The sequence below is a fragment of the Streptomyces macrolidinus genome, assembly GCF_023887685.1.
Lineage (GTDB): Bacteria > Actinomycetota > Actinomycetes > Streptomycetales > Streptomycetaceae > Streptomyces > Streptomyces macrolidinus.
Map to the genome: position 1 here is coordinate 327,941 of NZ_JAMWMR010000001.1, position 13,380 is coordinate 341,320.

The 13,380-nt window shown below is 70.6% G+C and carries 8 protein-coding genes; all 8 read left to right on the top strand.

Annotation, left to right across the window (positions count from 1 at the left end):
• The first annotated feature begins 148 nt into the window (after window positions 1-148).
• The 8 genes from NGF19_RS01555 to NGF19_RS01590 all read left to right on the top strand — a co-directional run bounded on the left by NGF19_RS01555 (window position 149) and on the right by NGF19_RS01590 (window position 13,348).
• Window positions 149-934: a TIGR03936 family radical SAM-associated protein gene (locus tag NGF19_RS01555; RefSeq protein WP_252421565.1), complete on the top strand. Its 786-nt coding sequence runs from the start codon at window positions 149-151 to the stop codon at window positions 932-934.
• 259 nt (window positions 935-1,193) lie between these two features.
• Window positions 1,194-5,006, top strand: coding sequence for an Rne/Rng family ribonuclease (locus NGF19_RS01560; protein WP_252421566.1), 3,813 nt, complete (start codon window positions 1,194-1,196; stop codon window positions 5,004-5,006).
• A gap of 326 nt (window positions 5,007-5,332) precedes the next feature.
• Complete coding sequence (gene rplU, locus NGF19_RS01565; RefSeq protein WP_071367434.1) at window positions 5,333-5,653, top strand: 50S ribosomal protein L21; 321 nt, start codon at window positions 5,333-5,335, stop codon at window positions 5,651-5,653.
• 14 nt (window positions 5,654-5,667) lie between these two features.
• Window positions 5,668-5,922: a 50S ribosomal protein L27 gene (gene rpmA / locus NGF19_RS01570; RefSeq protein WP_023550764.1), complete on the top strand. Its 255-nt coding sequence runs from the start codon at window positions 5,668-5,670 to the stop codon at window positions 5,920-5,922.
• Window positions 5,923-6,127: 205 nt separating this feature from the next.
• Window positions 6,128-7,564 (top strand): GTPase ObgE, encoded by a 1,437-nt coding sequence (gene obgE / locus NGF19_RS01575; RefSeq protein WP_252421567.1) that lies wholly within the window; start codon window positions 6,128-6,130, stop codon window positions 7,562-7,564.
• A gap of 446 nt (window positions 7,565-8,010) precedes the next feature.
• Complete coding sequence (locus NGF19_RS01580) at window positions 8,011-9,510, top strand: SDR family NAD(P)-dependent oxidoreductase (RefSeq protein WP_252421568.1); 1,500 nt, start codon at window positions 8,011-8,013, stop codon at window positions 9,508-9,510.
• 272 nt (window positions 9,511-9,782) lie between these two features.
• The gene (locus tag NGF19_RS01585; RefSeq protein WP_252421741.1) at window positions 9,783-11,870 is read left to right on the top strand and encodes a hypothetical protein; all 2,088 of its coding nucleotides are present in this window, start codon (window positions 9,783-9,785) and stop codon (window positions 11,868-11,870) included.
• A gap of 269 nt (window positions 11,871-12,139) precedes the next feature.
• On the top strand, window positions 12,140-13,348 hold the full coding sequence (locus NGF19_RS01590; protein ID WP_289733802.1) for a glycosyltransferase family 2 protein: 1,209 nt from the start codon (window positions 12,140-12,142) through the stop codon (window positions 13,346-13,348).
• The last annotated feature ends 32 nt before the right edge of the window (window positions 13,349-13,380 follow it).

Genomic DNA, 13,380 nt, shown 5'->3' on the forward strand with positions numbered 1-13,380 from the left:
AGAAGTAGCCGGCCGAACGCTCGAGAAGTATCTGACGGAACGCAACGCCGCCGCGGCACGTACTCTTGGTAGCAGTACGACCGCTCTCACGAAGGACTGAACGACACTGGGCAAGCGACAGCCCGAAGGCCCGCCGCCCGCACCCGCGGTGCAGCGCATCCGACTGCGCTACACCAAGCGTGGCCGCCTCCGGTTCACCAGCCACCGTGATTTCCAGCGCGCCTTCGAGCGTGCGTTGCGCCGTGCCGAGGTGCCGATGGCGTACTCGGCGGGGTTCACACCGCACCCGAAGGTGTCGTACGCCAATGCCGCACCCACCGGCACGGGCAGTGAGGCGGAGTACCTGGAGATCGCGCTCACCGAGGCGCGTGATCCGGACAGGCTGCGTGAACTGCTCGACGCGTCGCTGCCCGCCGGGCTCGACATCGTCGACGCGGTCGAGGCCCGTACCTCCGGGCTCGCCGACCGGCTCACGGCATCGGTGTGGGAGCTGCGCCTGGACGGCGTGGACCCCGCGGACGCCGAGCGTGCTGTGGCCGCCTTCACGGCCGCCGACACCGTCGAGGTCCAGCGCAGGACCAAGAACGGCATCCGTACCTTCGACGCCCGTCCGGCCGTCGCGGACCTCGCCGCCCGTGAGGGTGCGAAGGCGGAGAGTTCGCAGGCTGATAGGCCGAGTGACCGGCCCTGTGCGATACTGCGGCTGGTTGTTCGGCACGTGACGCCTGCCGTACGACCCGACGACGTCCTGTCCGGTCTTCGCGCCGTGGCCGACCTGGCGCCGCCGGTCCCCGCAGCGGTGACCAGGCTGGCGCAGGGGCTGTTCGATGAAGAGACCGGCGCGGTGACCGACCCGCTCGCGCCCGACCGCGAGGCAGCGGCGACCGAGCCGGCAACGGCCACCGCCACTGCCGCCGCGAAGGCGCCGGTGTAAGGAAGGCCGCTCAGGAACGGACGTCGTAGCGCCGCCCTCGTACTCGGGAGCCACCTGGGTCGGGCAGCGCACCGACCAGAAGACTTTCGCCAGGCCGTACGTACATGGCGTACGGAACCGGCGAGACAGGACTACAGAAAGCTCCCGTGCGGCGCCCGCGCCCCGGACGGCGGCACCGCGCAGCGCGCGAGCCGCGGACGTCACCGGCCCAGGCCGGACCAGGCGCGGCGCCCGGGAGCCTGACGGGAGAAACGCCCGCATGCTCGAACCGACCGAGCCCATCAAGGGTTCCGAACACAACACCCCCAGCGACACCCTGCCCCCGCGTCGCCGCCGCCGTGCCGCGTCGCGTCCGGCGGGCCCGCCGACGGTCGCCGCCGATGCCGCGACGACCGAGGTCGTGACCGCGGTGGCGCCTGCCATACCGGCCACGGAGATCGCCGGGGCCGAGAGCGAAGAGAAGGCTCCCGCGGTCGAGGAGGCGGCGCCGCGTCGCGCGCGCCGTCGTGCCACGCGGAAGGTGACGTCGCCGACCGAGGCCCCTGTGGCCGTCGAGGAGACCGAGGCTCCTGTGGTTGAGACGCCTGCCGAGGCGCCTGCCGCCGAGGAAGCCGCTCCGCGCCGTACGCGCCGTCGCGCCACCCGCAAGGGGACGTCGCCGGTCGACGCCCCCGTGAACGAGGAGACCGAGGCCCCCGCCGAGGAGGCTCCCGTCGAGGCGCCTGCCGTCGAGGAGGCCGCTCCCCGTCGTACGCGCCGTCGTGCCACCCGCAAGGTGACCTCGCCGACCGAGGCCGAGGTGGAGACCGAGGCCCCTGTGGCCGTCGAGGCGCCGGAGGAGACCGAGGCCCCCGTCGAGGAGGCTCCCGCCGAGGCGCCCGCCGCCGAGGAAGCCGCTCCCCGTCGTACGCGCCGTCGCGCCACCCGCAAGGTGTCCGCGCCCGCCGAGGCCGAGGCCGTCGAGACCGTCGAGGTAGCCGCCGCTCCCGTAGCCGCCGCGCCGGAGGTGGAGCCGGTCGCCGAGGCCGCTCCGCGCCGCTCCCGCCGCCGCGCCACCCGTAAGGCCGCCGGTGGCTTCTCCGAGCCCGCGCAGCCCGCCGCCGCGGAGTCGGCCGAGGCCGCGCAGCGCCCCGCGCGTCCCGCCGTCCCCACGTTCCAGGCGCCGGTGTTCGCCGCGCCCATGTTCCAGACCCCGGAGCGGGCCGCCGCTGCCGCCGCCGCACAGGCCGCCGTGCAGGAGGAGGCCGTCGCCGAGGAGGAGACCGTCGCTCCGCGCCGCCGCCGTCGTCGCCGTGGTGACGAGGAGCCCGTGGCCGTGACGCCCGAGACCACCGAAGAGGTGGCCGAGGCCGAGGAGCCGGAGGAGACCGCCGAGCCCGAGGACACCGAGGAGGCGGGCGAGGCCGGTTCGCGCCGTCGCCGTCGCCGCGGTGGCCGTCGCCGCCGTCGTGGCGAGTCCGCCGAGGGCGAGTCCGCGGAGACCGAGGAAGTCGCCCCCGAGCAGGCCGCGCAGGACGCCGAGGACACCGCCGAGCAGGTGGAAGAGGACGTCGAGGAGGCGGAGGAGGAGCGCGACGAGGAGTCGTCCTCCAGCGCCACCAGCCGTCGCCGCCGTCGGCGCCGCCGCCGGGCCGGTGACACGGCCGTCGACGCCGAGCCGTCCTCCGACGACCCGGAGCGCACGGTCGTCAAGGTCCGCGAGCCCCGCAAGAAGGAAGAGCGGGACGGCGCCGACGAGGTGCAGTCCATCAAGGGCTCCACGCGTCTGGAGGCCAAGAAGCAGCGCCGCCGTGAAGGCCGCGAGCAGGGCCGCCGGCGTGTCCCGATCATCACCGAGGCCGAGTTCCTGGCCCGCCGCGAGGCCGTCGAGCGTGTGATGGTCGTCCGCCAGAGCGGCGAGCGCACGCAGATCGGCGTCCTGGAGGACGGCGTGCTCGTCGAGCACTACGTCAACAAGGAGCAGTCGACCTCGTACGTCGGCAACGTCTACCTCGGCAAGGTGCAGAACGTCCTGCCGTCGATGGAGGCCGCCTTCATCGACATCGGCAAGGGCCGCAACGCCGTGCTGTACGCGGGCGAGGTCAACTTCGAGGCGCTGGGGATGGCGAACGGGCCGCGCCGTATCGAGTCCGCGCTGAAGTCCGGGCAGTCCGTGCTCGTCCAGGTCACCAAGGACCCGATCGGCCACAAGGGCGCCCGGCTGACCAGCCAGGTCTCCCTGCCCGGCCGCTACCTGGTCTACGTGCCCGAGGGCTCGATGACCGGCATCAGCCGCAAGCTGCCCGACACCGAGCGGGCCCGGCTGAAGACCATCCTCAAGAAGATCGTCCCCGAGAACGCGGGCGTCATCGTGCGCACCGCCGCCGAGGGCGCGAGCGAGGACGAGCTGCGCCGGGACGTCGAGCGGCTCCAGGCGCAGTGGGAGGAGATCCAGAAGAAGTCGAAGAGCGGTGGCGCGCCGACGCTGCTGTACGGCGAGCCGGACATGACCGTCCGCGTGGTCCGCGACATCTTCAACGAGGACTTCACCAAGGTCCTGGTGAGCGGCGACGAGGCCTGGCAGACCATCCACGGGTACGTCTCGCACGTGGCGCCCGACCTGACCGACCGGCTCCAGAAGTGGACGAGCGAGGTCGACGCCTTCGCCACGTACCGGATCGACGAGCAGCTCGCCAAGGCGCTGGACCGCAAGGTCTGGCTGCCCAGCGGCGGGTCGCTGGTGATCGACCGGACCGAGGCGATGGTCGTCATCGACGTCAACACCGGCAAGTTCACCGGTCAGGGCGGCAACCTCGAGGAGACCGTCACCAGGAACAACCTGGAGGCGGCCGAGGAGATCGTCCGCCAGCTCCGGCTGCGCGACCTCGGCGGCATCATCGTCATCGACTTCATCGACATGGTGCTGGAGTCCAACCGGGACCTGGTGCTGCGGCGCCTGCTGGAGTGCCTGGGCCGGGACCGTACGAAGCACCAGGTCGCCGAGGTGACCTCGCTGGGCCTCGTCCAGATGACGCGCAAGCGCGTCGGACAGGGTCTGCTGGAGTCCTTCTCCGAGTCCTGCGTCCACTGCAACGGCCGTGGTGTGATCGTGCACCTCGACCAGGCCGCCGTGACCGGCGGTGGCGGCAAGCGCAAGAAGCGCGGTCGGGGCGGCGCCGCCGAGCACGAGACGCACGAGGCCGTGGTCCCGGAGGTCGAGGAGACGGCCGTGGCCGCACCGGCCGCCGAGACCGAGGCCGAGGTGGTCGCCGAGGCCGCGGCTCCGGTCGCGCTGCCCGAACCGGCGTTCGCGCCCGACGAGGAGCTGTACAGCAGCGTCGCCGAGGCCGAGGCCGCTGCTTCCCGCGGCCGTTCGCGGCGCCGGGCGACCCGGCGGGCGTCGGCCCCGGCGGGCGCGCCGCGGACCGAGGAGCGTGCCCCGAAGTCCCGTAAGGACGAGCGGGCGGCGAAGGCGCAGAAGGCCGCGGAGGCGCAGCCGGTGGCGACCGAGGACCCGGCCGTCGAGGCCCCCGCACCTGCCGCGCCCGTCGCGCCTGTCGAGGCGGAGGCCGCGCCCAAGGGCCGTACGCGCCGCCGGGCGACCCGCAGCGTGTCGGCACCGGTCGGTTCGGACGCGGAGGTCGTGGTGACGGTCGCCGAGCCCGCACCGCAGGCTCCGGCCGAGCCGGTCGAGGCCCCCGCGCCGGCCCCCGTCGAGGACGCCGCTCCGGCCCGTCCGCGCCGCCGTGCCGTCCGCAAGGCCACCGCGCCCACCTCGTCCGAGGCCACCGCGGTCGTGGTCGTCCCGTCGACGACGGAGGCCCCCGCGGAGCCGCAGGCCGAGCCGGAGGCACCGGCCCCGGCCAAGAAGGCGACGCGCAAGACCGCCGCCAAGAAGGCCACGGCGAAGAAGGCCACGACCAAGAAGGCGACGGCGAAGAAGGCCACCGCCGAGAAGACGGCAGCCAAGAAGACCGCCGCCAAGAAGACCGCCGCGAAGAAGACGACGGCCAAGAAGGCGACGGCGAAGAAGACGGCGGCCAAGAAGACGGCGAAGAAGGAACCGACGGTTCCGGCCACACCGGAGGCCTGACCCGTCCTCGGCATCTGAGAACGCCGCGAGCGAAGAAGCGCGGGACACCGACGAGCTGGTCGGTGTCCCGCGCTCTGTCGCGAACTCTCGCGGCAGTGACGGGCAGTCGCGGTCAAACGTCGGCCTGACCTTGGTTCAAACGTCCACCTGGGCTCGGTTTGACCTGCTCGATCCTGCCCCGTAACCTTGACCGTCGGCGTGTCCACTGACGTGCCACATCCCCGTAAACCTCTTCCTCCTGGGCGCCGGGCGTCTCGGAGAGGCTGTCCTTGTCGGGCGGCTGGACTGCGGGGGTGCCGTTTCCCGAGTGAGAGAGTGAGATCCGCGTGTACGCCATCGTGCGCAGCGGTGGTCGCCAGCACAAGGTTGCTGTCGGCGACATCGTTGAGGTTGACAAGATTTCCACCGCCAAGGTTGGCGACACGGTCGAGCTCTCGACCCTGCTCGTGGTCGACGGCGACGCCGTGACCAGCGACCCGTGGGTGCTGGCCGGTATCAAGGTCCAGGCGGAGGTCGTGGACCACCACAAGGGCCAGAAGATCGACATTCTGCGCTACAAGAACAAGACCGGTTACCGCCGTCGCCAGGGCCACCGCCAGCAGTACACGGCGATCAAGGTCACCGCGATCCCCACGGCTGCGAAGTAAGGGACTGAGGAGAGATGGCACACAAGAAGGGCGCATCGTCCACCCGGAACGGTCGCGACTCGAACGCCCAGCGGCTCGGCGTGAAGCGCTTCGGCGGTCAGGTCGTCAACGCGGGTGAGATCCTGGTCCGCCAGCGCGGCACCCACTTCCACCCCGGCGCGGGCGTCGGCCGTGGCGGCGACGACACGCTGTTCGCGCTGCAGGCCGGTGCGGTGGAGTTCGGTACCCACCGTGGCCGCAAGGTCGTGAACATCGTCCCGGTCGCCTGACCGGACGTCTTCACGCGTCTTCGCGGGTAATTTCGCGAACACTTCGCGAGGCGGACCTCACTTTCCCGGTCGGGAAGGCGGGTCCGCCTTCGCGCGTTTCAGAAGAGACACTTGTTTCGGAAGAGACACCTGTGTTTCGGAAGAGACACTGTGACGGGGGACATCTCCCCTGCGATTTCCCCTACGTTTCTGGAGGCACTGCACCATGACCACCTTCGTGGACCGCGTCGAACTGCACGTCGCCGCGGGTAACGGAGGCCACGGCTGTGCCTCCGTCCACCGTGAGAAGTTCAAGCCGCTCGGCGGCCCCGACGGCGGCAACGGCGGCCGTGGCGGCGATGTGATCCTCACCGTCGACCAGTCCGTCACCACGCTGCTCGACTACCACCACTCGCCGCACCGCAAGGCCACCAACGGCAAGCCCGGTGAGGGCGGCTTCCGCTCCGGCAAGGACGGCCAGGACCTGGTGCTGCCGGTGCCGGACGGCACGGTCGTGCTGGACAAGGCGGGCAATGTGCTGGCCGACCTCGTCGGGCACGGCACCTCGTACATCGCGGCGCAGGGCGGTCGCGGCGGTCTCGGCAACGCGGCGCTGGCCTCGGCCCGCCGCAAGGCGCCCGGCTTCGCGCTGCTCGGCGTGCCCGGTGACCTCCAGGACATCGTCCTGGAGCTGAAGACGGTCGCGGACGTGGCCCTCGTCGGGTATCCGAGCGCGGGCAAGTCCTCGCTGATCTCCGTGCTGTCCGCCGCCAAGCCGAAGATCGCCGACTATCCGTTCACCACGCTCGTCCCGAACCTCGGCGTGGTCACCGCGGGCTCGACCGTGTACACCGTCGCCGATGTCCCGGGTCTCATCCCGGGCGCCAGCCAGGGCAAGGGCCTCGGCCTCGAGTTCCTGCGGCATGTCGAGCGGTGCAGCGTGCTCGTGCATGTACTGGACACGGCGACGCTGGAGTCCGAGCGCGACCCCGTCAGCGACCTCGATGTCATCGAGGAGGAGCTGAAGCAGTACGGCGGCCTCGGCGACCGTCCGCGCCTCGTCGTCCTCAACAAGATCGACGTACCCGACGGCCGGGACCTGGCCGAGATGGTGCGGCCGGACCTGGAGGCCCGCGGATACCGCGTCTTCGAGGTGTCCGCCGTGGCCCATCTCGGGCTCAAGGAACTGTCGTTCGCCCTCGCCGAGCTGGTCGGTGCGGCGCGCGCCGCGAAGCCGAAGGAGGAGTCGACCCGTGTCGTCATCCGGCCGAAGGCCGTGGACGACGCCGGCTTCACCGTCGTCCAGGAGGGCGACGGCCTCTTCCGCGTGCGCGGCGAGAAGCCCGAACGCTGGGTGCGCCAGACCGACTTCGCCAACGACGAGGCTGTCGGCTACCTCGCCGACCGGCTCAACCGCCTCGGTGTGGAAGAGAAGTTGATGAAGGCCGGCGCACGGGCCGGTGACGGTGTCGCCATCGGACCCGAGGAGAACGCGGTCGTCTTCGACTGGGAGCCGTCGGTGATGGCGGGCGCCGAGATGCTCGGCCGACGCGGTGAGGACCACCGGTTCGAGGAGGCCCGGCCGGCCGCGCAGCGGCGCCGGGACCGGGAGGCCGAGCGGGACGAGGTCCAGCGGGAGTTCGACGGCTTCGAGCCGTTCTGACCGAGGGCCGATCAGCGGTGGACAGGGGCCGGCCAGGGGCGATGACGCCGTTGGCCGGCCCTTCGCGTCGCGTTCCCGGGGCCGCTCGCCCGCCCGCAGGGCCCTCGGCGGCCTTCTCCGCCCACTCGCGGCTCCCTCGGCGGCCTCTCGGTCACGGAGCGATCGGGTCCCTGCGCATTCCGTGAGTACGCCCCGGCCCGCGGCTGATTGTGACAGGAATGCTACATACGGAAATCCGTGGCGGAAATTGGCGAGAAATCTACGGGGTCACTCGCTGCAAATTCGGACAATTCGGCCGGGTGCTCGGTCAAGGCGAGGGGTAATCGAGGGCCGATGGTAAATAGGGGGTTGCGGTTGCATATGTGACAGACGTCTCCCGTCTTGCACTTGCGTAACGGAAAGTGGCACGATCCAAAGGTTCCCTGAAGCACCGAGGTAGGTCGCCCGTGTCTGAGTGCATATCAAAGCCCCGTACGGCCGCAGTGATCCTGGCGGGCGGAACCGGCCAGCGAGTGGGTCTGTCGATCCCGAAGCAGCTTCTGAAGATCGCCGGCAAGGCGGTGATCGAGCACACCCTGACCACCTTCGAGAACGCGGACTCGATCGACGACGTCATCGTGCTGATGGCGCCGGGCTATGTGCCGGACGTCGAGAAGATCGTCGCCAAGGCGGGCCTGCGCAAGGTGACGCACGTCATCGAGGGCGGCGCCACGCGCAACGAGACGACGGAGCGGGCCATCGCGCTGCTGGGCGAGGGCCTGGCCGAGGGCGAGGACCGCAACGTCCTGTTCCACGACGCCGTACGCCCCCTGCTGTCGCAGCGTGTCATAGACGACTGTGTGGCGGCCCTGGAGCGCTACCAGGCCGTGGACGTCGCCATCCCGTCCGCCGACACCATCATCGTGACCCGGACGCACGGTGAGGACGGCGAGTTCATCACCGAGATCCCGGACCGTTCCCGGCTGCGCCGCGGCCAGACCCCGCAGGCGTTCAAGCTGTCCACGATCCGCCGGGCCTACGAGGTCGCCGCGAGCGACCCCAACTTCCAGGCCACCGACGACTGTTCGGTCGTGCTCAAGTACCTGCCCGACGTGCCGATCCACGTCGTCGCGGGTGACGAGTACAACATGAAGGTCACGCAGCCCGTCGATGTCTTCATCACCGACAAGCTGTTCCAGCTCGCCTCCACCGCCGCGCCCGCGCAGAACGGCGAGGAGGCCTATCGCGAACTCCTCACCGGCAAGACGGTCGTCGTCTTCGGCGGCTCCTACGGCATCGGCAAGGACATCGCCGAACTCGCCCGGTCCTACGGCGCCTCGGTGTACGCGCTGGGCCGCTCCACCACCGGGACCCATGTGGAGAATCCGGAGGAGGTCGACGACGCGCTGTCCACCGCGTACGCGGAGACCGGGCGTATCGACTACGTCGTCAATACCGCCGGTGTGCTGCGGATCGGCAGGCTCGCCGAGACCGACAACGCGACCATCGAGGAGGCGCTGAAGGTCAACTACCTCGCACCGGTGCAGATCGCGCGTTCCGCCTATAAGTATCTGGCGGAAACGAAGGGGCAGTTGCTGCTCTACACCTCCAGCAGTTACACCCGGGGCCGTGCCGAGTACAGCCTCTACTCCTCGACCAAGGCCGCCATGGTGAACCTCACCCAGGCGCTCTCCGACGAGTGGGCGGGCGACGGCGTCCGCGTCAACTGCATCAACCCGGAACGCACCGCGACGCCCATGCGCACCAAGGCCTTCGGCCAGGAGCCCGCGGGCACGCTGCTGTCCTCGGAGGCGGTGGCGCGCACCTCGCTCGACGTGCTCGTGTCCGAGCTGACCGGCCATGTCATCGACGTACGTCAGCAGGACCCGACGGCGAGCGCGGGCAAGGCGTCCGGCTTCGAAGCGGCCCTGGCGACCGTCCTCGACCGCCAGAGCGACGTCTCCTAGCCGACGTCACGACGGAATCCCGACGTCGCGCCGGAATCCAGACGTCGCGCGGGGATCCCGAATTCAGGCCTCTGTGATCGCGTGAACGACCGCGCGAGCGCAGGGGCCTGAATCAGTGACATTCGAGCCGGAATCCCGGACCGCCCCCACGACGGCTTCTCTTTACCGTCCCTTACCCATCCCTTTTACCGCATCCCCGCAATCATTTCCCTCGTGTCACCACCGGTATCCCACCAAGAGCAGGTTCCTCCGTGATTTCCACCGCTATACGCATGGCCCGGGTGGGCAGCGCGACCGAGCTGGCCGCGGCGGCCCTCATGGCGCTCGGTTATCCCGCGCTGATCGTGGCCGCACTCATCCCGAGTGTCGGCGCCTTCGCGGCCGCGGCCGCAGTGACGTACCTGGCGGACCACTATCTGCACCGCCGGGGCAGCTATCTGATCAGCCGCCTCAGCAAGGTGCGGGCCGGACTCTCCATCCGGTTCCTGATCCGGCAACTGCTGCTGGTCCTGCTCCTGGCCCGCACCGACTTCTCCGACCATCTGGTCTTCTACGCGGCCATCGGCTGCTTCCTCGTCTTCTACGCCTTCCAGGCCCCGCACGGCGCCCTGGCCACCGTGATCCGCAACCGCCGCAGGCTGCCGGTGGCCACCCGCAACGTGGACCTCGGCGCCCGGGTGCGCATCCCGGACGCCCCGCCGCGCCGACTGCTGCACCGCGCCGCGGAGAAGATCCTCCACCTCGACCTGGCCTCGGTCGTCGGCATCCTCCTCACGGTGGCCACCGGTGACGCCGTCTACGGCTTCGTGGGTATCGCCCTCACCCTGGCGCTGGGCTTCCTCTACGTGGCCGCCCTCGTCCCGTATCTGCGCGGCAAGCGGGTCCCGCCGACGCCGGAGAAGGTGCTGGAGGCCGTCGACGGCTGGCTGCGCGAGTACCGCCCCGAGACGGCGCTGTACTTCTCCGGCTCCAAGGACTCGGCCTACCAGGTCAACATGTGGCTGGAGACCATGGAGCAGTTGGAGACCCGGCCGCTGATCATCCTGCGAGAGCGCGCCATCCTCCAGAACCTGGCGCCCACCACGGTCCCCGTCCTCTGCGTGCCCGGTGGCGTGCATCTGATGAACATGGACCTGTCCACGCTGCGGGTCGCGCTGTACGCGGCGAACGTCGGCAAGAACATCCACATGCTGCGCGTCCCCACCGTCAAGCACGTCTTCATCGGCCACGGCGACAGCGACAAGCTCGCCAGCGTCAACCCGTACAGCAAGGTGTACGACGAGGTGTGGACCGCGGGCCGCGCGGGCCGGGACCGCTACGCCATCGCCGACGTCGGCGTCCGTGACGAGGACATCGTGGAGGTCGGCCGCCCGCAGCTCGCGCCCATCCAGTCCTGGCAGGGGGTGCCCGAGGGCCGGATCCCCACGGTCCTGTACGCGCCCACCTGGGAGGGCTGGGACGACAACCCCGGCAACACCTCGATCCTGCTGGCCGGCGAGAACATCGTGAAGAAGCTGCTCGCCGCCGACCAGCCGGTGCGCGTGCTGTACAAGCCGCACCCCTTCACCGGCACCCGCAGCGCCGAGGCCGGTGCCGCCCACCGGAGGATCACCGCGCTGGTCGAGAAGGCCGCCGCCGAACGCGCCGCCGACGCCCGCTTCACGGCCGGTACCGACGCCGAGGCCCAGCGGCAGGCCGCCGCCGAACTCGCCCGTATCGAGGCCCGGCTCGCCGAACTGGCCGGTCCTGCGGGCGACAAGGGCGACGAGGCCGTGCAGTCGCGCGACGGCGTGGTCGACATGGCCCGGCACGAGGAGGTCGCCCGGCTGCGCGCCGAGTGGAACGACGCCTACTGGCGTTCCTTCGGTACCTGGGAGCACCGCGTCATCACGGGCGCCGAGCCGCGGCTGTACGACTGCTTCAACGTCTCCGACGCGATGGTCTCCGACATCTCCAGCGTGGTCTCCGACTTCATCGCGAGCGGCAAGCCGTACGCCGTCACCGACTCCGCGGAGCTGGGCGTCGAGGAGTTCAAGCGGCAGAACACCGCGGTGCGCGCCGCCGTGATCCTGTCGAACTCGGCGCGCGAGCTGGACGAGCTGCTGGCCGCCGTCCGCGACCCGGAGGCGGACCCGCTGGCCGCCGACCGCCGGGAGCTGAAGCGGTATCTGCTCGGGCCGGACGAGCCGACCTCGATCGAGCAGTTCAACACGGCCGTGCACGACCTCGCACGGAAGGCCGAGGCCCGCAACCGCGGCCAGGAGCCCGACTCCCGGGCGGGCGCGACCGAGCCGACGGGCACGGTGCCCGGCCAGCGCACCACGTCGGCCGCCGAGACCGACGGAGCCGTCAAGAGCTGACCGGCCAAGGACCAACTGGCCAAGAGCGGACCGGCCAAGAGCTGACCGGAGCGGCCAGGAAGCGGGCCCCGAGGACCACTCCTCGGGGCCCGCTTCCTTTCCCGCCTCTTACCCCCGTGCCGTACCGTCGCCAACCGACCTGTGGCGCGCGGTTCGACCGCCGTGTGATCACTGTGTGACCTCCACCACAAGGCGCGCGCGTGAAGGCAACCGTCGCGCCCCCACCCTTGTCTTCCCAGCAGAGCATGAGCGAGATATGGGGAAATCCCATGACAGTGGGGGGAAGCGTGAGCGCTGCGGAACCTGATGTGAGCATCGTCATCGGCGCGTACGAGGCGATGCCGTATCTGGTCGAGTGCCTGGAGTCCGTAGAGGCCCAGACCATCGATCCGTTAAGGCTGGAGGTGATAGCCGTCGACGACGGTTCGACGGACGGCACCGGGGCCTACCTGGAGGAGTTCGCCGAGCGCGCGCCGATGGCGGTCACGGTCATCCGGCAGGAGAACTCCGGCGGCCCGAGCGGCCCGCGCAACGTGGGCCTCGGCAAGGCCCGCGGACGCTACGTCTTCTTCCTCGACGCGGACGACCGGCTCGGCCCCGAGGCGCTGGAGCGCATGGTCGCCATGGCCGACGAGCAGGCGACGGACGTGGTGCTCGGGAAGATCGTCGGCGTCAACCGCGGGGCCCCGAAGTCGATGTGGGGCAAGACCTTGCCCCGTACCGACGTCTTCTCCTCGAAGATCAAGTTCACGCTGAGCGCGCAGAAGCTCTTCCGTCGCGAGCTGCTCACCCGGCACAGCATGCGGTTCGACGAGTCGCTGAAGACCGGCGAGGACGCCCTGTTCACGCTGGAGGCCTACCTCCGCGCCGACGGCGTCTCCGTGATCGCCGACTACCCCTGCTACTACCTGGTCGGCCGCGACGACGGCAAGCACGTCACCAAGAGCGGCAGTTACACCCTGCGCTTCGACTCCGCCCGCGCTCTGATGAACCTCATCACCGAACTCGTACCGGCCGGACCGCGCCGTGACTCCCTCATGCTGCGGCCCTTCCTGATCACCCTGCTCCCGCAGTTCGGGCCGGTCTTCCTGCGCGACAGCGAGGAGGTACGGGCCCACAAGCTGGAGCTGGCCAAGCCGCTGCTGGAGGCCCACTGGCACGAGGGCGTCGCCCGGCGGATGAAGGTCCACGAGAAGCTGCGGATGCACCTGGTGGCGCAGGGCCGCGCCGATCTGCTCGTCGACGTCGTGAAGTTCGTCAAGGAGAAGAAGGCCCCGACGGCCTTCATGGATCCCGGCGGTGCCGGGGCCTACCTCGCCTATCCGCACTTCCGCGACCGCGCGGCGGGCCTGCCGGACGAGTGGTTCACCCCGACCGTCCGCGAGACCGTCGCCATCGAGGCCTTCAAGCCGCTCGGGCCGACCGGCTTCCGGAAGCGGCTGCGGCGGGCGGCCCGACGGGTCCTGAAGGCGCGCTGAGCGGCCTGACAGGCGGGTGCCGCGCGTCCGGG